Below are 25,596 nucleotides of genomic sequence, written 5' to 3' on the forward strand. Positions count from 1 at the left end.
GGAATGCGTGGTCAGGCGTTCTTCGCCCGCTGAACGCGAACCGGCAGAAACATCGCCGCCGCGAAGCACAACAAATGCAGCCCGGCCAGCAGCACGAACGTCGGCAGAAAGCGGCCGGGCTGTGCACCCGAAACACCGTGCAACGTCGACGCTATCACCATCGAAAGCAGCGTCGTCGCGAACGGACCGCCCACTCTCTGCGCGATGTTCAACGCAGTATTCGCAACCGCGAGCCTTTCTCTCCCGATCGACGAATACGCGGCCGAGATCGACGGCACGCTGATCGTCCCCTGACCGACGCCCGCAAAGAACAGACCGACCGCGGCCCATCCGGCGGAGAACGAATCAACGCTCAGCCACAGAAACACGAGCGTGCTCAGAAACGCCAGCAGTGCGCCGCCCGCCGCGAGCGCGCGGCAGCCGAGCCGCTCGGTCAACCATCCGAGCAGCGGAAACGAGCACATCATGCCGACGCCGGTTGCCGCGAGCAGGCCGCCCGCGTGCGCGGCCGACAAACCGCAGCCCGCGATCAGAAAAAGCGGCACGGCGAGCTGCCGTCCATACATGATCGCGTTCGCGAAGAACTGGGCGAGTGCGGCGACCGAGAACGTACGTGTCGCAAACATGCGCACGTCGATCAGCGCGGTATGGCCTTTGCGCGCCGCGTACAGCACGAAGCCGCCGAGAAACGCGACGCCCGCGAGCAGACACGCCAGGCCCACCGCTCGCGACGCGTCCTGAAGTCCATAGACAAGTGCGACGAGCCCAGGGGAGATCAACGCAAAGCCGGTGAAATCGAACGGTCGCTTCTGCGACTCGGCGGCATCGCGCGGCAGCAGCAACACCGCCATCGCGACGCCGAAAGCGCCCACCGGAACATTGACGAAGAACAGCCAGGGCCAGCTCGCGTGCGCGAGCACGAGGCCGGCCAGCACCGGGCCGAGGATCGGACCGAGCAGAATGGGTAGCGCGGTGTAGCCCATCACCCGCTCGAGGTTCTTGCCGGCCACGCGTCCGATCATCATTTGTGCCATCGGCCCGAGCACACCGGCAACGAGGCCCTGGAAAATGCGCGCGCCGATCGTCTGCGCCGCGCCGCACAGCATCGACGCTATCGTGAACGTCGAAAAGCAGAACAGGTACAGCCGCTTCGCGCCGATGCGGTCGACCAGCCAGCCGTTGAGCGGCAACATCAACGCCATCGCGAGCAGGTAGCCGCTGACGATCCACTGCGCGGTAGCGATCGACGCATCGAGCGTATGGCCGATCGCCGACAGCGACACGTTGACCAGCGTCGAGTCCATCTGCGACATGAACGAGCCGATCGACACGACCGCCGCGACTTTCCACACGGTCGGATCGATCCGCGTGGAAGCGGATGCGCAGGCGCGCTCGCGCATGCCGCTCATCGGTCCGCGCGTGTACAGATGAAGGTCTGGCGTTCGGTCGAGTTCATGTGCCGGCTCACGCTGCCTTGCCGCTCGCGCTCGCCGCGGCCGCAGGCTGTACCTGCTCGAGATGGCGCAGCAGCTTCGTCACCATCACGACGACGACGAACGCGAGGACCACGAAGAACAGCGCGAGCGGTGTGAGCACTTGTACCGACACGAAGCCGGCCAACCCCATCATCGCCGATGAAACCAGCAGCAGCGCGCAGCCGAGAATCGCGCTCGTCAGACCCGCGATGTGCGGGAACAGCGAGTTGCCCTTCGCCATCAGCGTCGGATACATCGCGCCGGCGCAGAAGCCCATCACGAGCACAGGCGTCGCGAGCGTCCACACGCGCAGACCGACCGTCAGCGCGAGCAGCAGCATCGCAAGCGACGCGGCCGCCATCAGCCGTGCGCCGATGCGCAGCCGCTGCTCGGCGCTCGGCAGGCCCGGACCGTGCAGGCGATTCGACAGACCGCCAAGGAAGTACATCATGCCGATGCCGAGCGCGAGGTAGCCGAAGAAGGTCGGCGGCTTGTGCAGCGTGGTCTGCACCATGAACGGCCCGACGATGTTGAACACCAGCAGGATGCTGTAGCACAGGCCCTGCGCGAGGAAGCAGCTCTGGAACACGGGGCTCGCGAGCACTTTGCGCGCGTTCGCGGTCAGCGTGCGCGGTTCGAGATGGACGGGCTTCGGCAAGGTCTCGCGATAACGCCACAGCAGCGCCCACATCACCAGCGAATAGATCAGCAAAAACACGAGGCACGCGCGCCAGCCGAACGCGGTCTGCAGATGCGCGCCGATCACCGGCGCGACGATCGGCGCGAGCCCCCACGCGATCGACATGTACGTGAATGCATGCAGCAAGGCCTGACCCGCGAACGAATCGGTGATGATCGCTTTTGCCAGCAGGTTCGTGCTCGCGATGCCGAAGCCCTGCAGTGCGCGGGCGAGGATGAACGTCTCGAGATTGGGCGCCGCGAGCGACAGCAGGCAGCCGACCGTGTAGACCGTCAGACCGAACGCGAGCACGCGCTTGCGGCCATACGCGTCGGCGATCGGACCGAAGATCAGCTGACCGAACGCGTAGGCGACCATGTAGCCGGTGACGCTGATCTGGATCGCTTGCGGCGAGGTGCCGAAGTAGCGCGCCATCGCGGGCAGCGCGGGCACGTAGATGTCGATGGCGAGCTGTCCGGCGGACGCGAACAGGCAGATCAGGAATAGCAGGAAGCGCGGCGAGTTCGGGGCGGAGTCGGCGGAAGCGGGGTGGTCGGCGGTGGCGTGGCTCATGGGTGCATCGAAAGGGAACACTGGCGGCGCGGGCATCGATGCGTTCGGATATCGAACGGAAAAGGCGCGAATGCCCCCGGCATTATCGCCGGGTATTGTGCCCGTGGTATGGCAGGAAGTGGGATAGTCCCTGGCGGGGGTGTGGGATGGCGCGGTCGACGGGCGCGCTATCCCGCCGCAACGAGGCTCATTTCGCGCAGTCCTCGATCGACCGCAGCAACGCGCCCTGGTCTGCCGGGTCCTGGAAGAACGCGACGAAGCTCGCATGCTCGTCGTTTGCGAGGCGGCCGGAGCAGTCCTTGCCTTTGAGCGGGGGGCGAGACGCCGTCCAGATCATCGCCATCACGGCGAAAGCCAGCACGACGCCTGTAAAGACGAGCCCGAGCAGTAACGACCTGGCGTCGTCCGATATTGCGTCTAGCCGATGCGAAGCCTCCTGCGGCTCGCAACTTCTGGTTGAAGGTGAGTTCATGCCAATGGCCCCGATGGTGAGCGTTGAAAAAACCAGCGCCACCATCTTCCATCTGCACGTAAGATTGGAAAAGTTGAGTTTACTGACCGCGTGATTCAGCTTTTCTGACCAATGCCATTCCGATTCCCATTCCGATGAGAGAAATCAGTCTCGACCGCCTGCGCACCCTTGTCGTCGTCGCCGACCTCGGCTCTTTCGCCGAGGCCGCTCGCGTTCTGCATCTCGCACCGCCCACGGTCAGTCTGCATATCGCGGATCTCGAAAGCCGCGTCGGCGCGCCGCTGTTGTCGCGCAAACGCGGTCAGGTGCGGGCCTCGGCGATCGGCGAGACGCTGGTGGCCTATGCGCGTCAGATGCTGGCCAATGCCGAGCAGGCACTGGAGGACGTGCGGCGACAGGTGGAAGGGCTCGGCGGACGGGTTCGGCTCGCCGCTTCCACCGCGGCCATCGCGAATCTGCTGCCGCAGGCGTTGGAACGACTGGCCGCCGGGCATCCCGGCATCGATGTGCAAATCGCCGTGCTGACTTCGCAGGAAACGCTGACGCGACTCGCCCAGGAGTCGCTCGACGTGGGCATCGTGGCGCTGCCGCAAGCGCCGCTACGAGGGCTATCGATCGAAACATGGCGCCGCGATCCGGTGGTCGCGTTCATGCCGGCGGGGTGGACGTGTCCAGCTCGCATCACGCCGCAATGGATCGCCGCGAAGCCGCTGATTCTGAACGACGCGACCACGCGGCTTTCGCGTTTGACGACGGAATGGTTCAGCGCGGCGGGGCAGCACCCCACGCCGCGCATCCAGCTCAACTACTCGGATGCGATCAAGAGTCTCGTCGCAGCGGGATACGGCGCCGCGCTGCTGCCGCAGGAACCGAGCCGCTCGTCGGCCGACGCGCGCATCGTCACACGTGCGCTGCGCCCTGCGTTATGGCGACAGCTGGGCCTGGCCTTTCGCGCGGGTACCGTGGAGCGTCCGACTCAGTATGTGCTCGACGTATTGCGGAGTTTGCGGTTCAGCTAGCGGGCTGTGTTACGTCGCCGACGCTTTCCGCCTCTCCTGCTCCTCGCGATAAAGCACGAGCTCTTCCGCCAACGCTTTTGCAACGGAAGCCCTACGCGTGATTCAAGGCGGTGTCGCGGCGTGCTCAATACTCAGGTCTCGATCAGATGCAGAAACTGCCTTACCCGTGGACTGCTGCCTTCACCAAAGAAGGCTTGCGGTGTCGTGTCTTCGGCAACCACGCCGCCGTCCATAAAAACAACCCGATCCGCTACATCTCGCGCAAACCGCACTTCGTGCGTGACGATCAGCATCGTCATGCCCGCTTTGGCAACGTCGCGCATGACGGTCAGGACATCCTCCCGCAGCGCTGGATCGAGAGCAGACGTGGGCTCGTCGAAGAAGATGACCTCTGGATCCATCGCGAGCGCCCGCGCGATCGCTACGCGCTGCTTCTGACCGCCGGACAGCCGTGCCGGATATTCGTTGGCTTTTGCGGCCAGGCCAACCTGTGTCAGCAGGTGAATTGCGCGCTCCGACGCTTGCGCACGAGGGACACCCTTGACGCTGACCGGACCTTCCATCACATTTTCCAGTGCTGTCCTGTGCGGAAAGAGGTTGAACGACTGGAACACCATCGCGGTGCGCTGGCGGATCGCGCGGATCTTCTTCTGATTCTGGCGTGACGGTTTTGACAAACCGTTGCATTCGACATCAATGCCGCATACTGTCACGCTGCCGGCATCCGGTACCTCGAGGAAGTTCAGCGAGCGCAGCAGCGTGGTCTTGCCCGACCCGGAGGGACCCATTACAACGACAACCTCGCCTTTCGATACGCTGAAATCGACGCCGCGCAAGACCTGGTTGTCGCCAAATGCCTTCGAAAGTCCACGGACTTCAATCGTCCTGATATCAGTATTCATACAAAACGCCTCGAAATGCGATTCTCGAGGACGGTCTGGACTATCGTGAGAATCTGGTTGATGCCCCAGTAGATCAGGCCGACCATCAGGAACATTTCCATGTAGCGGAAGGTGGAGGCGCCGACCTGGTCGGCGACGCGGGTCAGTTCTACCACCGTAATTGTCGAAGCGAGGGATGTATCTTTGATGAGTGCAATCATGCGGCTGCCGACAGGCGGAATGGCGATGCGTAGTCCTTGGGGAAGAATAACCCGCGACATGGCTTTCCAGTAACCCATGCCCAGCGACATCGCAGCTTCCCACTGGCCCTTGTCCACCGCGTTGATGCCGGAACGGAAGTTCTCGCTCAGATACGCGGCCGAAAACAGCGTGAGCGCGAGGAGCGCGGCGGGAACCGGGTCAAGTGTCAGACCGTACCGGGGCAAACCGAAATAGATCAGCAGTATCTGCACGAGCAGCGGCGTGCCACGGAAGATGGATACATATGCGAATGCGAAGGCGCGTAGCGCACCTATGCTGGAGATACGAGCCAAGGCGACCAGCAACCCTAGCGTCGAACCGAGCACAAACGACAACAAACCGAGAAAGAGTGTCATCAGCACCGCACTCTTTAACAGCGGAAGCGAGCGCATGAAAAGCTCGAGCATGACTACTCCTTGTGTGCCTTCGCTTTGGTGATCGTGCCGGGCATATCGTAATCCCGCCCGACCCACTTCCTGGCAATGGCCTCGATCGTCCCGTCAGCCATCATGTCTGCAATCGCCTTATCGACCGCTGCGAGCAGGGCCGGTTGGCCTTTCTGCAAAGCCGGCGCTGATAGCTGGTAGATCAAGGGTTCGCCCACTTCCTTGACCGGTAAATGGTTGACGTTGGCGTACTTCATGCCGCCGAAGTGCGAGATGATGACCGCGTCGATACGTCCATTGCCCAGATCGCTGAAGACGAGTCCCCCGTTATCGTACGCACGAATGTCGGAGTCATGCAGGTGTGCTCGTGCCCATGTTTCATTGCTCGAGCCAGTGACCACTCCCACTCGCTTGCCTTTAAGGGTTTCCTTGCCCTTGATGTCTGTATTGCCGGCGGGTACGAAAATGCGGAAATCCTCCACGCCGTATGGATCGCCGAAATCAACCTGTTGTTGCCGTTCAGGTGTAGGTGTGAGATCGTTCATCACGAGGTCGTACTTGCCCGTCTTCAACCCTTCCACGAAGTTCTTGAACGAATCGGCGACGAATACTACGTTCGGCACGCCAATGCGCTTGCCGACTTCCTTTGCAATTGCAACGTCGTAGCCGACAGGTTGATTGTTTTCGTCAAGCATGCTCCATGGGGGACTACTCTGGGTGTTGGCCACGCGCAATGTGCCATTCGCCTTCACCTGCGCGAGAAGATCCGCTGCCTGCACAGTAGCGGGTGAACTGAATGCCGCGGAAAGCGTCATGAAACTCGCTACCGTGACAAAGCGTCTCCATCTCTTGATTGATTTCATCTCGTACTCACTCATCCAGGTAAGTTGAATTAAAAAATCTACGCAGCGGTTGCCCGGGCGCGTCCGAATGCGTCAAGACCGGCATTCAGATCCGCAAGCAGCATCGCCGGGTCCTCCAACCCGATCGAAAGGCGCACGATAGGCTGGTCGGTAAGCGGGAACGCACGCTCGGCCTGCAACGAGGCCGGGTAGTAGGCAGCGAGGCTATGCACGCCTCCCCAGCTCGCCCCGATGGGGAAATACTGGAGCGTATCGAAGAATGCGTTGAACGCGTCCTCCGCCGCGGGCTGGAGGATCAGGGAGAAGAGACACCCGCTGCTCGCAAAATCCCGCTTCCAGATGGCATGACCGGCATCGGACGGCAGTGCCGGGAACAGCACCTTGCTCACTTCCGGGTGACGTTCGAGTTCCCTCGCAATCTGCAGCGTTGAGGCGCTCTGGGCAGCGAAGCGGACCTTCAGGGTTTGCAGGCCGCGCATGACGAGGAAGCAGTCATCAGGGCTGGTCTGCTGGCCGAGAACGCTCTGCGTCTCGCGCAAGGTCGCGTAGTAATCCGCGTCGTTCATGCTGATGCAGCCCGCCAGTAGATCCGAATGACCACCAAAAAATTTCGTCGCGGCTTCGACGCTGAAATCCACACCATGTTCGAGCGGTTTGAAAGCGAGCGGGCTTGCCCAGGTGTTGTCCATCATCGTCAATACGCCGTGACGTTTCGCGACTTCGACGATCGCTGGAATGTCGGGCATCTCCATCGTCACCGTCCCCGGCGACTCCATGCAGATCATGCGGGTGTTGGGCTTGATGTACTTTTGAATCGCAGCCCCGATTGCCGGCGGATACAGTTCGACCTCGACGTCGAAGTGCGCCAGCCACTTATGCGCGAATGTCTTGAGCGCGCCGTAGCAGGCAGCGGACACCAGCAGATGATCGCCGCCGCGCACGAAGCCCATCACGGTCGTCATCAGCGCGGATTGACCGGAAGGCGTCACCACGCAATGCGCGCCACCTTCGAGCTCGGCGATGCGGTGTTCCAGTTCACGAGCCGTTGGCGTTCCGGTGATGCCATAGCTGTAACCGTCCGGTTGCCGCTCCTTGCGGCGCGAAAACTCGGCCAGAGAATCGAATACAACTGTCGATGCCCGCATGACGGATGGGGACAGGCTGCGGAACGGCTGCGGCGCTTTCTGGGGATTGCTTGTCATCTTGCTCCCGGCGATGCCTCAAGGTGGATTGATGATCGAAGTTTACTTTTACCCGGGATTGCATCAACATCGGAAATAATTAGCTCAATAAGTGTAGGTTATGCGGATCAGGGATATCGAAGTGTTCAGGGCGGTCATGAACGCAGGAAGCACGAGCAAGGCGGCGGCCCTGCTCGGCATTTCGCAACCGGCTGTCAGTCAGGCCATCAGGCGTCTGGAAACCATGGCGGACTTCAGCCTGTTCGAGCGGATACGCAGCCGGCTCGTTCCCACCCAGGAAGCCGTCGCCCTGATGCGTGAGGTTGACCAGTACTTTCGCGGATTCGAGGTCATCGAGCATCGAATCCGTAGTTTGCGGTCCTACGGATTGGGCCGCATGGCGATCGCCTCTCTGCCGGCACTGGGCACCGGCTTTCTGCCACGTGTCATTGCGGCGTTCGATGCCCCGTCCAGAAACGTGCAAATTTCGCTGCAGGTGATGAGTTCGCGCGAAGTGCATGAGAAGGTCTCGGCTGGACAGGTGGATTTCGGCCTGATGTCCGACGAGATGTCGATGGCCGGCCTCGAACACTCGGTGTTCGCGCGTATGCGGGCTGTCGCAGTGATGAATTCGCATCATCCTTTGGCCACGCGTCCTGTCATTGCTGTTGCGGACCTGCCTGAATTTCCTTTCATCGCGCTGAATCCCGAAGACAGCACCAGGCTACGCCTGGAAACGCAACTCACGGCACGCGAAATCCGTCTCAAACCGGTCGTCGAGACGCCGTATTCGCACACGATCTGCGAACTGGCGCTCGCGGGAGTCGGTATAGGAATCGCTCATCCGCTCGTGACGTTGGACTTCGCAGAGCGGGGACTCGTCGTGAAGCCGATCGACATCGAGGTAATGTTCACAGGAGTGCTGGTGTTTCGCCCTGGTACCCCACTCACGGAAACCGCGAGGCAGTTCATGCGGCACATGAGAATGCAGCTCGAACGTGACCAGAAGGCGCTCAAAAGGGCGCTGGCGAATTGATCGGATAGAAATCGGACACGCTTGATCGCTACATCGCGCCTGGCCTGGTCACGTTCGACACCGCGTTCGAGCGACGGCTCGAACGCGCGCAAGCGCAAGGTGAACTCGATGCTGCCGCGAGTCCCGCGCTGATCTGCGGGACGCCAGCCAGAACATGGGCCAAAACACCAGCTAAAAAGCAGCCATGCGAGTGCGATTTGCGCGCGGGTCGTGCATCCGAAGCCCGAAACAAACTGAAACACGCAGGTTAAGCGCTTTGCGGAATAAAACGGCACACTTGGGCGTTTGCCTGATACCGGTAGCGTCGATTTTCAAACAGCTTTCGCGGCATTCATCGCCCTCGCGAACGGAACCCCCATGAACACCCAAGTGAATTCCCTGACCGATTCGACCGATGCCTCTCGCCCGCCGCGCTATACGCGCACCGCGATGACGCTGCACTGGCTGATCGCGTTGCTGATGTGCGTCAATGTCGTGCTCGCTCTGTCCGCCGATTCGCTGCCCGACGACTGGGTGCGTCCGGTGATCGACACGCACAAATCGATCGGCATCACGGTGCTCGGGCTCGCGCTGCTGCGCATCCTGTGGCGCGTGTCGCACAAGCCGCCGCCGTTGCCGCGCGAGTTTCCGTCGTGGGAAAAGATTGCCGCGCACCTCGCGCACTTCGCGCTGTATTTGCTGATGATTGCGTTGCCGCTGTCCGGCTGGCTGCACGATTCCGCGTGGAAAGACGCGGCCACGCATCCGATGCAGTGGTTCGGCCTGTTCCAATGGCCGCGCTTCGGCTATGTGATGCATCTCGACCCGACACTGAAAGAGACGTTGCACGATCGCTTCGGCGCGCTGCATGCGTGGCTCGGTTATGCGCTCTATGCGTTGCTGGCGATGCACATCGGCGCCGCGCTCAAGCATGAGTGGCTCGATCGCAAATCGGTATTGAAGCGCATGACGCCGTGAAGTCGCGGCGTGTTTTTGATGGCGCGCGAACACAGCTTCGCCAACTAACCGCAACCCAGCTGAACCTGAAACACTCACCCTGAAACACTCACCTTGAAGAAGACCCTAGAACAGGCACTCGCTGTCGCGTCGCCGCGCATTCTGCCGCGTCGCGCGACGCTATCGAGCACGCTGATCCATTCCAGCGTCGTCGTGCTGTGGGCACTGCTGTTCGCGCGAGCATTCTTTCTGCGTGGCGCGCTCGCGTGGTCGACCGGTATTGCGTATGTCGCATACGACACGTTGCTGCTCGCGTTCGTCACGTGGAAGTCGTTGCCGCTCACGCGCCGCGCGGCGCCGCTCGAAGCCGACCACGAACGGCGCGAGTTGCCGGGCATGGGTGTCATCGTCGCGTCGCGTAACGAGGCGGCCGTGTTGCCGGTCACGCTCGCCGCGCTGCTGCGGCAAACGCACGGCCCCGCGCAGATCGTGATCGCCGACGACGGCTCCACCGACGCCACCGCCGAGCTGCTCACGCAACGCTTCGGCCTCACGCCCGCGGCCGATGGCGTGCTGAGCGCGCCGAGCTCGCTGCATCCGAACCTGTTCTGGCTGCGCGTGCCGCACGGCGGCAAGGCCCGCGCGCTGAACGCCGCGATCACCGTGATGACGACCGACACCGTGATGACCGTCGACGCCGACACGCTGCTCGACGACGACGCCACCTACGCGATGCGCGCCGCGTTCGCGAGCGAGCCGTCGCTCGTCGCGGCAGCGGGCATTCTCGTGCCGGTCTGTGGCAAGTCGCTGTCGGGCCGCGTGTTCCAGTGGTTCCAGACCTACGAGTACATGCGCAACTTCATCGCGCGTTTCGCGTGGATGCGCGCGGACAGCCTGCTGCTGATCTCGGGCGCATTCGCGTCGTTCCGGCGCGATGCGCTCGTCGCGGTCGGCGGCTTCGATCCGCAGTGTCTGGTCGAGGATTACGAACTGATTCACCGGCTGCGCCGCTATTCGGTGGATCACGAGCTCGGCTGGGACGTGCGCGTGGTCGGCGAAGCGCATGCGCGCACCGATGCGCCCGACACCCTCGCAAGCTTTCTGCGCCAGCGCCGCCGCTGGTTCGCGGGCTTCCTGCAGACGCAGTACTGGAACCGCGACATGACCGGCAATCCGCGCTACGGCACGCTCGGCATGCTGATGCTGCCGGTCAAGGCGGTCGACACGATGCAGCCGATCTACGGCCTCACGGCATTCGCATTGCTACTCGGTTTTCTGTTCGGCGGACACGGGGCGATCGTCGTGTCGATCTTCAGCGTGATCGGCCTGAAAACGGCGATCGATCTGGCGTTTTACCTGTGGAGCATCCATCTCTACCGGCGCTGGACCGGCGAGCGCAGTGGCAACAGTCTCGGCATGGCGATGCTCGCGGCCGTTGCGGAGCCGTTCTCGTTCCAGCTCGCGCGTCATCTGGGCGCCGCGCTCGGCTGGCTGCATTTTCTGCGCGGCGGCCGCGCGTGGGGCGTGCAACGGCGCTCCGGGCTCGTCGCGGTCGACGAGGATTGAGCAGCTCGAAGTGCAGGTCAATGTTTCTGTAGGGCGGGTGTGGTAAAGGTAGCTCGTTCATCCTGATGCGCGCTGCCGCGCAATGTGTGCTGCGATGCATCGCGCATGCCGGCGAAAGTGCCATGCGACGGCTGCATCAAGTAGACTGATGAAGATGCCGCACTGCCATGCAGCGCGGCAACCTTCCATCCGCTGGTGCACGGAGGCTTGACCTATGCATGCAGTTCCCCCGCTCGAACAGGACCAGGAATCCGCAGGCGCAACGCTGGCTGCCGCGCCTGCTCAAGCCACTCACGAGGCGCCGGTGCGCGATCTGCGCCGCGTCGCCATTCATCCGGATTACTGGTACCCACTCGCGTGGTCGCATGAAGTGAAGCGCGGCAAGACGCTCGGCGTGACCTTCGCCGGCGATCCGATCGTGCTCGCGCGCACCGGGAGCGGCAAAGTGTTCGCGCTGGAAGATCGCTGCGCGCATCGGCAGGTGCCGCTGCATCAGGGCGTGGTCGACGGCGAATCGATTCGCTGCGGCTATCACGGCTGGACCTACGACTGCTCGGGCAAGTGCATCGACGTGCCGTACCTCGGCCGCGAGCGTCTACCGAACGGTGTGCGCTCGTATCCGTGTCAGGAAGTGGAGGGACTGATCTTCGTGTTTCCCGGCGACGCCGCGCTCGCGGAGGAGCGGCCGTTGCCGGGCTTTCGCTCGGTGTCCGACCCGAAGTACAAGACGCGTCGTTTCGGCCGTCCGGTCAAGTGTCATTATTCGTTCATGCACGAGAACCTGATGGACATGAATCATCAGTTCCTGCATCGCCGCCAGATGGGGCGCATGCGCGCGCGTTCGCTCGGGCGGCGGCGCGGTGAGGGCTGGGTCGAGGTCGACTACACGTTTGCGCGCATGGAGGGGCAGCAGCCGCTAGGCGAGGCGATGGTGTTCGGCGAGAGGCGCAAGACCGGTGGCTCCGGCGACAAAGACGTCATGACGATCCGCACCGAATACCCGTTCCAGACGCTGCAAATCCGCAACGACGAGCAGACGCTGGTGATGGACCTGTGGATCGTCTATGTGCCGCTCGACCGCGAGCAGCGCACCAACCGAACGTTCGGGCTGCTGTCGATCCGCAAGCCCGGCATTCCGGGTGTGATGAATCTCGCATGGCCGCTGCTGGTGTGGTTCACCGAGCGCATTTTCAAGGAGGATCGCGAGATCGTCGAGGCGGAGCAGCGCGCCCACGATTCGCAGGGAGCGGACTGGAATCACGAGGTGTTCCCGGTCATCAACGACTTGCGCGCGCTGCTGCGCGAGTGCGGCGCGCCGGACCAGGTGGTCGGCGCGGGCACCGGCGATACGGCGGTGATCCGTTTCTGGGATTCGCGTCACGGCGATCCGCTCGCCAAGACCTGAGCGCGGCGCGGCGCGGGTGTGTTCACCGGCGCCGCGCACCCCGTCCCGCCACGGCTTTCCCCCTCGCCTGGAATTAATCCATCTCCCCACGGTAGACAATGCGCGGCGCGCGAGCGGCGATAATATCGCCCGGTACTTTGATTGCGCGCGAGTTTGCGCCAATCGACATTCGTCGCGTCCGCACCCGTGTACCATTGCGCTTTTTCCGAACTTCAAGACTCGCTCGTGACCTCGCAACAAACCCCCACCAATTCGCGTAAATCCCTCACTCTGCTGCAGTTGCTTGGCCTGATCGGCGCCGCTGGCCTGATCGCCTCGATCGCGCTGAATCTGCTGGTCCACGCGCACTGAAGCAGCGCCCGCGTCGCGCGGGCGGCCTTGTGCCGGCGCGCGTCGCCGGCTTTCTCGAGATTTTTGATTGCCATGTACAAGAAGGGCGTAGCCGTAGAAATCCAGTTTTCCCCCGAGCGGCTCAACGACGGCGCCGGCGATCCGTACTGGATCGATCTGACCCGCGACGAAGCGCAGCGCCTGCTCGACAGCCTGAAGGCGCGGCTCGCGGGAACCGGTAGCGGCACGGTCGCGCCGCTCGTCGTGAGCCTCGATGCGACGGCGCGCACGTGCGCGGCGGATGCCGCTGCGACCGGTACGCCCGATGCGCGGTCGGCCGCGAACGTCGCCACAGCCGACGACTTCAAGCAATGGGTCTGCGTGATCTGCGGCTGGGTCTACGACGAAGCCGCCGGCGTGCCGGAAGAGGGCATCGCGCCGGGCACGCGCTGGGCCGATGTGCCGGCCGACTGGCGCTGCCCGCTGTGCGATGTGGGCAAGGAAGATTTTGCGCTGGTGGAGTTTTAAGCGGCGGGCCGAGGCTCGCCTGATAAACCCGCTCTACACCGTCCCTTCCGGATAATCCGCCCCTTCGCTCGTCGCTCGCCAGGTGTCGAAATCGCCGCGCAGAAAGTCGAGCTTCCTGTACGCGAGATCGAGCGCGGTCTTGCCGAGCAGCAGACGCAGCGGCGGCGCGTCCGACAACGCCGCATTGATGATCGCCTGCGCGGCTCGCACCGGGTCGCCGGCCTGCTTGCCGCTGCGCGCTTCGGTCTGTTTGCGGCGCTCGCCGGCGGTCGACGCATAGTCGTCGATCAACGTTGCCGACTGCTTGATCGACGGACCCGCCCAGTTGGTGCGAAACGGCCCAGGCTCGACGATCAGCACGCCGATGCCGAGTGGTTTCACTTCCAGCGCGAGCGATTCCGACAGCCCTTCCACTGCGTACTTCGTCGCATGGTAGTAGCCGGTCGCCGCGAAACTCGCAATCCCGCCAATCGACGACACGTTGACGATCAAACCGCTGCGCTGCTCACGCATGATCGGCAGCACGGCCTTCGTGATGTCGACGAGGCCGAACACGTTGGTCTCGAACATCGCGCGGACTTCGCTGTCCTCGCCTTCCTCGATCGCGGCCAGATAACCGTAGCCCGCGTTGTTGACGAGCGCGTCGACGCGGCCGAAATGGCGCTTCGCCTGCGCGACCACGGTTTCTATCTGCGCGCGATTGGTCACGTCGAGCGGCAGCACCAGCGCGCGCTCGCCGTGCCCCTCTGCGATGTCCTTCACTTTCGATGCATCGCGCGCGGTGACGACCGCGCGCCAGCCGCGTTCGAGCACGAGCTTCGCGAGCTCGCGGCCGAAGCCGGTGGAACAGCCTGTGATCAGCCAGACGGGATTGTCTCGATTCATCATTTGGAACACTCCTGTTGAGGGTCTATGACGTGAAGACTGGAAAACGGCGCTAACAACGGCGCCCCGATGCGGCGCAGACGCGCGGCGCGTCGGTAATCGGTATGCGGGTGATGTCAGCTCGAAGCGTGCCCGGTTCGCGCGGCGAACGGTTCGGGCGGTGGCCCCGCGCGAACGCGCGTGGCGCTGCGCGGATTCGCCCGGCGATGAAGCGGGGACGCCGCCGTGACTGCTATGAATGCGATGACCGCTTGGGGCTGGTGTGGCGCTTCAATTGTAGCCGCAGCGCGGCGGCTTCGCTTTGCAGCGCGCCGACGAACGCGTCCGCGAGCGGATGCGCGGGCCGGTGCTCGGGACGGATCACGCTGACGCGAAACGGCAGCGACGACGCGAGCGCCCGGATATGCAGATTGTGGCCCGCGAAATCGAGCGCGGTCAGCGGATTGACGATCGCAATGCCGAGCCCTTGCCGCACGAAGCTGCACACGGACACCGCGGTCGGCGTTTCGATCAGCAGGCGGCGCGCGATGCCGGCTCGCGCGAACGCTTCGTCGATTTGCAGCCGGTATGGATCGTTCGCGGACAGGCTGATGAACGCCTGATCGGCGAAATCTTTCAATGCGATCACGCGTTTCGCGAGCAGCGGGTGAGCGTCGGGCAGCACACACACTTCATCGACGGCGATGAGCGGCGTGAGCCGCGTGCCGGGCGGCGGCGCGTCGTGCTCGGTGAGGCCGAGGTCGTAGCGCTGCGCGCTCAGCCATTCTTCGAGAAACGGCGACTCCTGCGTCGCGATCGATACGCTGACGCCCGGCTGCACATCGTGATAGCGTTTGACGGCGCCCGGCAGGATCGAATGCGAAAACACCGGCAGCGCGATCACGGACAGTTGGCCACCCTTGAATTCGGGTTGGTCAGTAAAAAGTGTGGGTGGATGGAGGCTCGGGGAGCTTGCCAAGTGCATGATAGAGCGCGATTTCCGTGGCTCTGAAGGTTCGGAAGCCGTACGCTTTTCTCATGGTGACTTTGGCTTTGTTGTTCAGCCCCTCGATGACACCGCTGGAGAACTGTTTTCGTGCACGGAAGTAGTTGAGGATCAGCTCTCGGTGTGTACGCACCGTCCGAGCGAACTTCTTCATCGGCTCGATACGTGAGCGAATTACCTGAGTGCACCACTGGTCGAGGAATTTGCCGGCCCACACGGGCGAGATGTAATCCCAGAGTTGCTGGAACTCTTCTTTGAGCAGATAGGCGCGCACGCTGCGCAGGTTGTACCGAAGCAAATCACGCAGGCGAACGCGTTGCTTGCCGGTGAGATTCTCGCGCCGCTTGAGCAGGCACCAGCGGGATTTCTTGAGCACCGGCTCATAGCCGTCGCGAGTCATGCGCCGGGCCTTGTCGGCACGAACTTCGTCGATGGCCTTGTTCATCTTGGCGACGATATGAAAGCGGTCGAGGATATTCAGGGCGTTCGGGCAATGACGCGCGATCATCTCCAGGTAGGGTTGCCCCATGTCCGAGCACACGAATTCAACCTTCTCACATAGCGGCTTTCCGATCATGGCAAAGAACTTCGCGAAACTCTCTTTCGTGCGCTCTTGTCCGACCCACAGCAGTCGCGTATAGCCGGCCTCGATCTGGTAGACGAGCGTGAGGTATTGGTGTCCGCAGCCATACTGGATCTCGTCCACGCCGAAAGCGCGGATCGTGCCGAGCTCGCGATGGCTCAGCCCCCAGTCGACGACCCATTCCACTGCGTTGAAGACCTTCTCCCAACTGGTTCGGAAGTTCAGTGCTGTTTCTTTCCAGGACAGCTTACGCGCCCATTGCGCCAAGGAAGATCATGTAAGCGCGGGTGAGCGTGTGCTTGCCGTTGGCCCACGGCAGCGCTTCGACCTTCACGCCACAGGCACGACAATCGACGCGTCGCATGGTATAGAGCAGAAACACGGCAAAGCCCCAGACGGGGATAAACTCGAAGCGGCGCTGTGTGAGCGAGTCGTAACCCCGCGCAGGCTGGTTGCAGCATGAGCAAATTGGCTTCGAACCCTTGCGCGGCCGAACGTCGATCTCGATGGATTGAGTTGCCTCGCACAGCCGCGCCCCTTCATATACAAAGCCGGGAAAATGATGACAGGCGTTAAGCAGACGGGTCAGCAACATGGTTAGCAAGTCCAGAACCGGCAAGGACAAAGCCGCCATTGTCCCCGAACAGCAAGCGCTTGCGCAGTTCGTCCCTGATCTGCATAACTGGCCTGCGTCGTGGCGAGTCGACGACGAAGATATTCCGACTGGACAGGCAATCGTGGCAATACTCACACCTTTCCTTGAGCATCTCCTAACCTTGGGATACGCACGCAACACATTGCTTCGGCACCGCGATCACATTTGGATGCTCGGCGGCGAAATAATCCGACGCTGCCATGAAGATCCCAATCTCCTTACTCTCCCCGTGGCAACCCTCCTGGACAAACTCATCGAGGAAGACGGCGGCCCCCTCATCTGGCCAGCGATCTCCGAGCCCGCACAAAATTCCTTTGATGCAACGTGTCGCAAGCTCTATCAGTATCTGAATCGGGCTTCACTTGGCTAGCCGCGCACACTAATTCACCCACAGATTCCGCCGACGATCTCAAAAAAGAAGAGAACTCCGGTTTAATGTTGTTCGACAGAACTGTATAAATTTTCGGACGTCAGCCCGCCCGCCACACCGTCAATTTTCTCTGTATATCGAGAGCCTGAAACCGTAGAACCCGCACGTCTGCTTGCACAGACGCGCCTTTCACTGACGCCATCCACTAGGGGCGGAATCGCAGTGCAGATTCATTCGACATCTTCATTCAGATTGATAAGGACTACATGTTTTAGACGCGAGAAAAAATGTGACCATGAAACGTATCGTCAGGCATGAATGGCTCGGCGATATCAATCAGACACAGCGAATTGTTTGCCTGACGTCGCCGGATCACAACAATTTTTGTCAACAATTATCAAGTGACGGAATTTGCTGTCCCATCGGTGATACTTTGAGCCTCCGAAAGATAGTGATGTGCTCCAAATGAAGCTGGAGCCCGGTGGTCCCACACAAGAACGTACCAACGACCATGCGCACGGGAAACAAAATCTGGGTCGAGGCTGCCCAGCGCGATGCGGCGCGGCTGCCCGCACCTGATCAACGCCGCTTTTTGAGTTCGTCCCTGACCGATCGACTTGCGCGGCCCTTCTGGATGCGCGCGACGGCGGTGCTGATGGCGATGGTGATGTACATCGCGCCAGCGGTGTTTCTTGCCGACGCGACGGCCAATGCCGCGCTCATCGTCGACCCGCACGCGCCGATCCAGTTCCAGCCGACCGTGACGCAGACCAGCACTGGAATCCAGGCAGTGAACGTGGCGGCACCGAATTCTAGCGGTCTGAGCGTGAACAGCTTCCAGTCGCTGGACGTGCCCGCCTCAGGCCTCGTGTTCAACAACAGCCTTGTTGCCGGCACGCCCCTGCTCGGCGGCACGCTCGGTGCGAATCCTAACCTCGCGGGCCGCGCCGCCTCGGTGATCCTCGCGCAGGTGACCTCAATCGGCGCGGCGTACCGAAGTACGCTCGCCGGCCCGCTGGAAATTTTCGGGAGTCCCGCACAATTCATCCTGAGCAATCCCAACGGGGTGACCGTGAACGGGCTCAGCGTGACCAATGTCACCAATCTGACGCTCACCACCGGTACGCCACAGTTCCTCACCGGCGTCGGCGGCACCGCGACCAGTTTCGCCAATGCCGGCGCCGTGGCGTTTTCCGTGTCCTCGGGGGACATCCAGATCAACGGGCCACCGGGCAACAACGGCACACCGGGCGCAGGTATCGAGGGCACCGTTGGTAACCTGGACGTGATCGCACAGGTCATTGCGATCAATGCTCCTATCTATGCGAGCCAGCGCGTCAATGCCATCGCCGGCAACCAGCTGGTCACGCCCACTGCCGCCGACGCAGGCGGCACCACGTGGGCCACCAGCGCGAACGGTACGCCGAACACCATTGCCGCGATTGCTACCCCCAACGGGTATGCGATCGACGCGGCCAGCTTCGCGCCGGTCACTGCGGGGCAGATCTATTTTGTGGCTACGCCGGCCGGGCTCGGCGTGAGGAGCCTCGGGCCGCTGGCTGCTACTGCTGGCGATGTGGTCGTAACCGCCAATGGCGATATCACCGCCGGCAACACGTTCGCGAACCAGAACGTCACGCTCACTAGCGCGGGAACCACGACCGTTTACGGCACCGGTCTGGCTAACCAGAACTTCACGATCAACGCGAACGGCGACATCGATGCGAGTGGTCCGGTGTCGGCGGGCCAGGATGTCGCACTGACTGCGGGCGGTAACCTGTCGGCCGCGTCGGTCGCGGCCAACGGCAGCGCGAACCTGATCGCGGGCGGCTCGATGACGCTCGGATCGCTGTCCGCGCAGAGCGCTGCCCTGCAGGCCATCAGCGGCGATCTGACCATCGGTTCGTCCCTCACCGCGCCGGGTACGATCCGGGCCTCTGCGGGCCGTGACCTGACGGTCAACGGTGCCGTACAGGGAGGCAGCACCGTCGTCCTGGCGGGTGGACGCAATGCGACCGTCAACGGAGCTGTGTCGGGCGTGGGCGATATCGCGCTGATCGCCGGCAGCGGCACGGCTGCCGTCGGTGGCGACGTGCTCTCGAATGGCGCGCTCACGATTGCCGCGGCTCAGAACGCAACGCTGGACGGCGCCGTCACCGCACCGGGCGCCATCAGTATTCTGGCGGGGCAGGATGCCACGATCGGCGGAAGCGTCACGGGCGGCTCAACGCTCACCATGACCGCTGGTGGCAACGCCGCCATTCAGGGAACCATCGCATCGATCGGCGACATGAGCCTGTCGGCCACGGACGGCACGCTGTCCACCGCCGGCGATGTCGTGACGCTGGGCACCTTGACCGCAAATGGCCTGCAGGGCGTCAGTCTTGGCGAGAGCTCGGGCGGTTCGGTATATAGCCAGGGCAATGCGCAGATCAGCTCTGGCGCGGGCAGCGTGACCGTGGCCGGCACCCTCTCGACGCCGGGTGCGCTCACCATCGTGTCCGCCCAGGACGCCATCGTCTCCGGAACCGTGCACAGTGGCCAGAGCACGGCGATCGCCGCCGCCCGCGACGTGACGCTGGACGGCGGCGTCCAGGTCGACGGTACCGGCAATGCGACGATCAGCGCGGGGCGTGATCTGACCGGCAATGGCGCGTCGGGGACCACGATCAGCGTGGCGAACGACGCGTCGCTGACGGCCGGTCGCGATCTGGCGATCGCCGGCGCGATCCTGACCGGTAACGATCTGGCCGCGAGCGCGGCCGGCAACCTGTCCACCGGCGCGATCACGGCCGTGGGCAACGCCACCCTGACGGCAACCGGCGGCAGCGCGACGCTCGCGTCCGACGTGCTCACCGGCGGCAACCTGCAGGTCACCGCCGGCACGGATGTCGCGACCCTCGGTAGCGTGACCGCCTTGGGGCTGGGTTCGAACGCGCTGGGCCTGAATGCCCAGGGCGGCAACCTCACTGCGAATGGGCCCCTTTCGACAGCGGGCAGCGCAACGCTGAACGCGGGCGAGACGATGGTGCTGAACGGTCAGACGACCGTGTCGCAGGATGCGACGCTCACCGCGGCGAACATCACCACTCAGGGTCTCGCGGTCGGCGGCAATCTGGTCGCCAGCGCAACGAATAACCTCGACACGTCGGCGGGACAGCTTAATGCCGCGTTCAGCGCGAGCGCACCGGCGTTCAGCGTCGGTGGCAACGCGACCCTGAGCGGGGCGAACGTCACGACCGCCAACGCGTACGTCGGCGGCGCCTACCGCGCGACCGGGACCAACAGCCTCACCACGGGCGGCACCGCCGCCTACCAGGGCGATGCGACGCTCGCCGGCGGCACGGTGACCAACGTTGGCACGCAGATGGCGGCCGGCAATCTCACGGTCTCGGGGTCGGACGTGACGAACCAGGGCGCCCTTTCGTCGCTGCAGGCAATGGGCCTCAACGCGGCGAACCTGGCGAACACTGGCACGATCTACGGCGTCACGAACAGCGTGAACGTCGCGAACAGCGTGACGAATTCGGGCGGCCTGTTCGCCACCGATGCGCTCACGCTCACCGCCGGCGCGTTCAGCAACGGCAACGGACTGGTCTTTGCGGGCGACGTGAACAATCCCGCCGCGCTTGTGGGCGACGTCACGCTGAACGTCTCCGGGGGCAACGGCAGTTTCGATAACACGAACGGCCAGATCCTCGCGCAGCATGACCTGACGCTGAACCTGCCCAACCTGGCGTTCGATCCGTCGGCGGCCTCCAGCGGTACGCTCAATCTGGGCAATGCGCTGACGATCAATGCGTTGCAGCTGACCAATACCGGCGTGTGGGCCATGCCGGGCAACAGCGTGTCGATCAGCACGACCCAGGGCTTCAGCAACAGCGGCACGATCAGCAAGACGGGCGACATCACGCTGTCGAGCACCGGCACGCTGACTAATAGCGGCACGATCTCTGCCGGCAACGACGTCAACCTGTCCGGGACCATCGTCAACCAGGCGGGCGGTGTCATCCAGGCCAACGAGGACGTCAACCTCACCGGCGTGACGACCAATGCCGGTACGGTCAGCGCGGTGCGTGACGTGAACCTGAATGGCACGGCTTACGACAACAGCGGGGCGACGACCGCGGCGGGCCGCGACCTCAATGCGAACCTCGCCGGCGATCTGACCAACGTCGGCGGCACGATCACCGCGCAGAACGACATCGCGATCGTCGCGGCCAATGTCGACAACAGCCAGGCCGGTGCGAACACCACCACCACGTCGACCTCGACCACCATGATCGCCGCCGCCGGTCTCGAGTCCGCGCTGCTGTCCGCGCCGATCGGTGCGCTTACCCTCAGTACGACCGAGTTATCGTACGCGGACGGTAGTGTCACGGGCTCCCAGACATTCACGACGAACATCACGGCCCGCGTCGGGGACCTGCTGGACGCGAGTACCAGCGCGACGGACCAGCCCGCGGCGGATCTCAGCGGCGGCACGTTCAACGGCATCGCGCTGCCCACCGTCACCGAGACCGCCACGACGGTCAGCACCACGGGCGCGGCCGGCGTCATCGCGGCCGGCCACGACCTGTCGATCACCACGGGCGCGTTGAACAATCATGGCAGCACGATTTCGGCGGGCAACAACGTCACGCTGAACGTCGCATCGCTCGATAACGGCGGGGACCCCACTGTCACGACGATCACCGACAGCATCGATGCCGCTTCGTATGCGAGCTTCCTCACGCAGCTGAAGGCGGCGTATGCAGCAGGCACGCTGGTGGCGGGGCTCGATGTCGTCGATGCGCTTGGCAACAGCTATGGCGCGCCGTTCATCGGGCAGGCCAACATCATCACGTCGACCGCGGCGCCCACACTGCAGATCTCGACGCTCACGACCTACACCAGCCAGAACGCCGGGCAGATCGTCGCGGGCAACAACCTCTCGCTCACCGGTAGCGGCGCAAGTCTGACGAACGCCGGCAACCTGTACGCCGGGCAGGATCTGCTCATCACCGCCAGCAGCTTTACCAACCAGGGCTATCACGCCGACATCCTGACCTCGTCCACCGGCTGCGCTGCCGGCGTGACGGCATCCCAGTGCGGCTATTTCGGGACCAATGTGGGGCCCAACGGGATCATGTACGACCGTCCGGGCCAGGATTTCACGAACGCGATGACCAACACGGCGGTGGCCGCGTATCTCGTCAGCTACTACACGCCGACCTTCGGCCCGACCAACGACACGGCGAACATCTTCGGCGACCAGACCAGCACGCAGACCTACAGCTACACCCAGACGGACAACACCGCCTTCGCGGGCCGGGATCTGGTGATCGCCGCGCCAGTCGTGAACAACACCTTCGGCAACCTGCTCGCGGGGCGCGACGTCGTGATCGGCGGTGCGGGCACCACGCGCGATAACACCGATCCGGCGAACCCGCAGACGAACCTCACGCAGTCATCTGCGCTCACGAACACGTCGGGCAACATCCAGGCGGGGCGCGACATCGCGATCAGCACGGCCGCGCTCACCAATACGCTGTCCGCGCCAGCGCAGGTGTACCAGAACTACGGTCAGACCGCGCAGTTCGGCTGTAGCGGCGCATTCGTGCACTACTGCGACGCGTTCGTCGACGTCCAGTCGGGCGATGCGTCGACCATTACGGCGAACCGTAATCTGTCGGTCGATGCCGGGACGGTGGTCAATACCGGTAGCCTGATCACCGCCGGCAGCCAGGCGTCGGTCGTGGCCGCCTCGACGATCACGAACCAGGACCAGACACTTAACGCTTACTGGCACGATGCGCGCTGGGGCGGCGTGATCGGTTCGTCGGTGCCGCCGGGTAACTTCGGCTGCGGCACCGCGGCGAACTGCGCGGCGCTCTTTGGCAGCGCGTACAACCCGGGCGACGGCATCCAGCCGCCCACGCCCTATGCGAGCCTGCCCGGTACGATCCAGGCGCCGTCGTTGTCGGTGACCGCCGGCGGTCAGTTGCAGAACTCGGGTAACGTGCTGGGCCAGCAGGTGGCGCTCACCGGGGCGACGATCGTCAATGGCCTGACGTCACCCGCGGTCTACACGCCGCGGGCGACGGGCTCGCAGCAGGTGATCTCACTCGGACCGGTGGGCATACCGGCCGGCGCGAACGGCGCGCTCGGTAACGCGCAACAGGTGACCGGCCAGCAGGGGCAGTCCGCTGGCGTGTCGGGTACCGCCACAGTCGGCGCGGGGTCACCGGTCGGCTCGCAGAGCGTAGCGCCCACGGCGGGCCAGGCCGGCTCGCCATCGGGCGCCAGCGTCCACACGATCGCCGGGCAGACCTCGACGCCGACCTATCTGGTCAACAATCCGGCTTCGCTGGTGATGGGCGATATCGGCCCGCAGCAGTTGCTGGCCGCGCTGCCTGCCAGCCTCCAGCCCGACACCACCCAGTTCTACTACGACCCGTTCACCGAAAACCAGCTGCTGCAGCAGGCGGCGCTTCAGCAGACCGGTCAGGCGAGTTTCGTGAGCGGGCTGGCGTTCGACAACCAGAACCAGACGTCGGTCGCGAATCAGGAAAAGCAGATCCTGTACGGCAATGCGCTCCAGTACGCGGAGGCGAACAACATCGCGCTGGGCACCGCATTGAGTCCCGCGCAGATCGCCGCGCTCGATGCGCCGATGCTGTGGTACGTCGAGGAAACGGTGCCCCAGCCAGGCTGCACGGCAACGGGCAACGCCGTGTGCCCGACAGTAACGGCGCTGATGCCGCAGGTGTATCTGCCGCAGAACTATGCGGTAGTCCAGCACGACGGCACGATCAGCGGACAGGACGTATCGCTGACTGCGACGAACGGCGGCTCGATTCTCAATACCGGTTCGATCACGGCAACGGATTCGCTGACGGTGAACGCGGGGTCGCTGACCAACGAACAGCGCTCAACGGATATCGGCACGCAGTACACCTTCCTGTCGGACATCGCGGGGCTGCTCACGACGACCGGCACGCTCGTCCAGCCGGGCGGCTTCATGTCGGCGGGCAGCTACCAGATGAATGTCGATGCCCTGAACCAGATCGGCGGGGCGTTGCAGATACTCAACGCCGACGGCTCGGTCGACACGGCCGGCACCCAGCAGGAACTGGCGGCGCTGAAGGCGCAACTGGGCGGCAGCTTCACGCAGACCAGCGTCTCGGACAACCTGACGACGACCTTCACGTCGCTGGCCGAGAGTGAGGGTGTGTTCCAGCAGATTGGCATGTTTGCCGTGGTGGCGATCACGTCGTTCATGACGGCGGGCGCGGCGACGGCCCTGATGGCGGGCACCGCCGTGGCCGGTACGGTAGGCGGCTCGATGATCTCGGCCGGCGTGGCAGGATTCGCGGGCAGCGCCATGTCACAGGCCAGCACCGGCCAGTTCAGTCTCCAGTCGGCATTCGACGGCGCGCTGGTTGGTGCAATCACCGCCGGGCTGACCAATGGCATTACCTATGCCGACGGCAATGTCGGATTCCAGGGGCTCGACGGTGCGGTGAACAATCCGGCCAGCCTCGCCTCGCTCGCGGGCGTGCAGACCGTGGGCGGCACGATCGTGCCGCAGGCGGTGGGCTCGACGGCCGGCAGTCTGGGTGGTACCGCGCTGGCGCTTGGCATGGACGCGACCATCAAGGCGGGTGTTCTGACGGCGGTCGAAGGCGGCAGCTTCCTGACGAATCTGAGGAACAGCGCCGTCGCCGATGTCGCGGCGGCTGGAGCCTATGCGATCGGCAATGAGTTCGGTGTCACGGGCAGCGATCCGGATCTGGCCGCGAGCGTGGCAAGTCATGCGGTGCTCGGCTGTGCGGCGAGTGCGGCCACGGGAACCGGCTGTGCATCGGGAGCCATCGGCGCGGCAATGAGCGCCCTGATCAGCCCACCGGTGGCGAGCGCATTGGATCCGTCAGGCATGCCACCGGATATCGGACAGATGGCGGCAGTCACGGCGCTTGCATCGATCGCGGGCGGCAGCGTCGCCGGGCTGCTGGGGCAGAATGCAACGGCAGCGGCGACGTGGGCCGAAAACGAGGCGCTGAATAACACGCTGCACCATATCCCGGGCGCGGATGCTGGCGGCACAAAACCGGGCACGCAGAATGAAGGCGAAAAGGATGTGCTGTCCATCGTTCCTCCGAGCGGTGGCGCGATCGACGAAGAACAGGCCGGGGAAGCGCCCGTGGCTGGCAAGGGAACGGTGGCTGGAGCGGTGGCTGGAGCGGTGGCTGGAGCCACAAACAATAGTTTGCCTACCAACGCATCTCAGCTGTCTCACATCTTCCGTGACGACGCCGGACACCTGACGGATACTCCCCAGAATCAGCAAGCGTTGGTTAATCTGGTCAACAACTCCGCGAATAGCTTGGGCACGGACCAGTTTGGTAATCAATGGTTTGCTCAAACGCAGCCAAACGGTACCCAGCTTTGGGGAAGTGTACGAAACGGGGTTCTGCAAAATGGCGGATTGAATACAACTCCACGGAGCTTCAGCCCAGCTACCGGATTGTCGAAAGGGAAATAG

Annotated in this window: 18 protein-coding genes and 1 pseudogene; 9 read left to right on the plus strand and 10 right to left on the minus strand. The window is 63.5% G+C overall.

The genetic code is table 11. The annotated features are described in order from the left end of the window. Positions 1 to 11 precede the first annotated feature (11 nt). The 3 genes from HDG34_RS03725 to HDG34_RS03735 all read right to left on the minus strand — a co-directional run bounded on the left by HDG34_RS03725 (position 12) and on the right by HDG34_RS03735 (position 3,199). Positions 12 to 1,409 (minus strand): DHA2 family efflux MFS transporter permease subunit, encoded by a 1,398-nt coding sequence (locus tag HDG34_RS03725; protein ID WP_184057812.1) that lies wholly within the window; start codon positions 1,407 to 1,409, stop codon positions 12 to 14. Positions 1,410 to 1,464: 55 nt separating this feature from the next. Then, complete coding sequence (locus HDG34_RS03730; protein WP_184057814.1) at positions 1,465 to 2,727, minus strand: multidrug effflux MFS transporter; 1,263 nt, start codon at positions 2,725 to 2,727, stop codon at positions 1,465 to 1,467. Between the two features lie 187 nt (positions 2,728 to 2,914). Continuing rightward, entirely contained in the window at positions 2,915 to 3,199 is a 285-nt protein-coding gene (locus HDG34_RS03735; RefSeq protein WP_184058042.1) for a hypothetical protein, read from the minus strand. A 134-nt stretch (positions 3,200 to 3,333) separates the two neighbouring features. On the opposite strand from HDG34_RS03735, the gene HDG34_RS03740 reads away from it, so the two are divergent. Then, entirely contained in the window at positions 3,334 to 4,218 is an 885-nt protein-coding gene (locus HDG34_RS03740; RefSeq protein WP_184057816.1) for a LysR family transcriptional regulator, read from the plus strand. A 131-nt stretch (positions 4,219 to 4,349) separates the two neighbouring features. Here HDG34_RS03740 and HDG34_RS03745 read toward each other — a convergent pair whose 3' ends face one another. Genes HDG34_RS03745 through metC form a run of 4 tightly spaced genes read right to left on the minus strand, consistent with a single transcriptional unit; the run spans position 4,350 to position 7,811 of the window. Next, positions 4,350 to 5,120 (minus strand): amino acid ABC transporter ATP-binding protein, encoded by a 771-nt coding sequence (locus HDG34_RS03745; RefSeq protein WP_184030627.1) that lies wholly within the window; start codon positions 5,118 to 5,120, stop codon positions 4,350 to 4,352. After that, entirely contained in the window at positions 5,117 to 5,767 is a 651-nt protein-coding gene (locus tag HDG34_RS03750; RefSeq protein WP_184057818.1) for an amino acid ABC transporter permease, read from the minus strand. Before HDG34_RS03750 ends, HDG34_RS03745 begins: the two co-directional genes overlap by 4 nt. A gap of 2 nt (positions 5,768 to 5,769) precedes the next feature. Further along, on the minus strand, positions 5,770 to 6,609 hold the full coding sequence (locus HDG34_RS03755) for an ABC transporter substrate-binding protein (RefSeq protein WP_260321011.1): 840 nt from the start codon (positions 6,607 to 6,609) through the stop codon (positions 5,770 to 5,772). 38 nt (positions 6,610 to 6,647) lie between these two features. Then, complete coding sequence (gene metC, locus HDG34_RS03760) at positions 6,648 to 7,811, minus strand: cystathionine beta-lyase (RefSeq protein ID WP_184057822.1); 1,164 nt, start codon at positions 7,809 to 7,811, stop codon at positions 6,648 to 6,650. Between the two features lie 100 nt (positions 7,812 to 7,911). Here metC and HDG34_RS03765 point away from each other — a divergent pair, with 100 nt between their 5' ends. The 6 genes from HDG34_RS03765 to HDG34_RS03790 all read left to right on the plus strand — a co-directional run bounded on the left by HDG34_RS03765 (position 7,912) and on the right by HDG34_RS03790 (position 13,591). Beyond that, on the plus strand, positions 7,912 to 8,826 hold the full coding sequence (locus HDG34_RS03765; protein WP_184057824.1) for a LysR substrate-binding domain-containing protein: 915 nt from the start codon (positions 7,912 to 7,914) through the stop codon (positions 8,824 to 8,826). A 357-nt stretch (positions 8,827 to 9,183) separates the two neighbouring features. Then, positions 9,184 to 9,783: a cytochrome b gene (locus HDG34_RS03770; protein WP_184057826.1), complete on the plus strand. Its 600-nt coding sequence runs from the start codon at positions 9,184 to 9,186 to the stop codon at positions 9,781 to 9,783. Positions 9,784 to 9,876: 93 nt separating this feature from the next. Then, positions 9,877 to 11,328: a glycosyltransferase family 2 protein gene (locus HDG34_RS03775; RefSeq protein WP_184057828.1), complete on the plus strand. Its 1,452-nt coding sequence runs from the start codon at positions 9,877 to 9,879 to the stop codon at positions 11,326 to 11,328. Between the two features lie 214 nt (positions 11,329 to 11,542). Beyond that, positions 11,543 to 12,733 carry an aromatic ring-hydroxylating dioxygenase subunit alpha gene (locus HDG34_RS03780; RefSeq protein ID WP_184057830.1) on the plus strand — a complete coding sequence of 397 codons (1,191 nt, stop codon included), beginning with the start codon at positions 11,543 to 11,545 and terminating at the stop codon, positions 12,731 to 12,733. 225 nt (positions 12,734 to 12,958) lie between these two features. Continuing rightward, positions 12,959 to 13,084 (plus strand): hypothetical protein, encoded by a 126-nt coding sequence (locus HDG34_RS38875; protein ID WP_260321012.1) that lies wholly within the window; start codon positions 12,959 to 12,961, stop codon positions 13,082 to 13,084. A 72-nt stretch (positions 13,085 to 13,156) separates the two neighbouring features. Next, positions 13,157 to 13,591, plus strand: coding sequence for a rubredoxin (locus HDG34_RS03790; RefSeq protein WP_184057832.1), 435 nt, complete (start codon positions 13,157 to 13,159; stop codon positions 13,589 to 13,591). A 33-nt stretch (positions 13,592 to 13,624) separates the two neighbouring features. Here HDG34_RS03790 and HDG34_RS03795 read toward each other — a convergent pair whose 3' ends face one another. The 3 genes and pseudogenes from HDG34_RS03795 to HDG34_RS03805 form a co-directional block, all read right to left on the minus strand. Further along, positions 13,625 to 14,479, minus strand: coding sequence for an oxidoreductase (locus tag HDG34_RS03795; protein WP_184057834.1), 855 nt, complete (start codon positions 14,477 to 14,479; stop codon positions 13,625 to 13,627). Positions 14,480 to 14,708: 229 nt separating this feature from the next. Then, positions 14,709 to 15,440 (minus strand): LysR family transcriptional regulator, encoded by a 732-nt coding sequence (locus HDG34_RS03800; RefSeq protein WP_260321013.1) that lies wholly within the window; start codon positions 15,438 to 15,440, stop codon positions 14,709 to 14,711. Beyond that, positions 15,391 to 16,639 (minus strand): annotated as a pseudogene (locus tag HDG34_RS03805) (ISL3 family transposase). Before HDG34_RS03805 ends, HDG34_RS03800 begins: the two are co-directional and overlap by 50 nt. On the opposite strand from HDG34_RS03805, the gene HDG34_RS03810 reads away from it, so the two are divergent. Then, positions 16,638 to 17,069 carry a hypothetical protein gene (locus tag HDG34_RS03810; protein WP_184057836.1) on the plus strand — a complete coding sequence of 144 codons (432 nt, stop codon included), beginning with the start codon at positions 16,638 to 16,640 and terminating at the stop codon, positions 17,067 to 17,069. The pseudogene HDG34_RS03805 and the gene HDG34_RS03810 sit on opposite strands and share 2 nt — an antisense overlap. 511 nt (positions 17,070 to 17,580) lie before the next feature. Beyond that, the gene (locus HDG34_RS03815; RefSeq protein WP_260321014.1) at positions 17,581 to 25,596 is read left to right on the plus strand and encodes a filamentous hemagglutinin N-terminal domain-containing protein; all 8,016 of its coding nucleotides are present in this window, start codon (positions 17,581 to 17,583) and stop codon (positions 25,594 to 25,596) included.

The organism is Paraburkholderia sp. HC6.4b (assembly GCF_014200875.1).
In the GTDB taxonomy this organism is placed as follows: Bacteria; Pseudomonadota; Gammaproteobacteria; order Burkholderiales; family Burkholderiaceae; genus Paraburkholderia; species Paraburkholderia tuberum.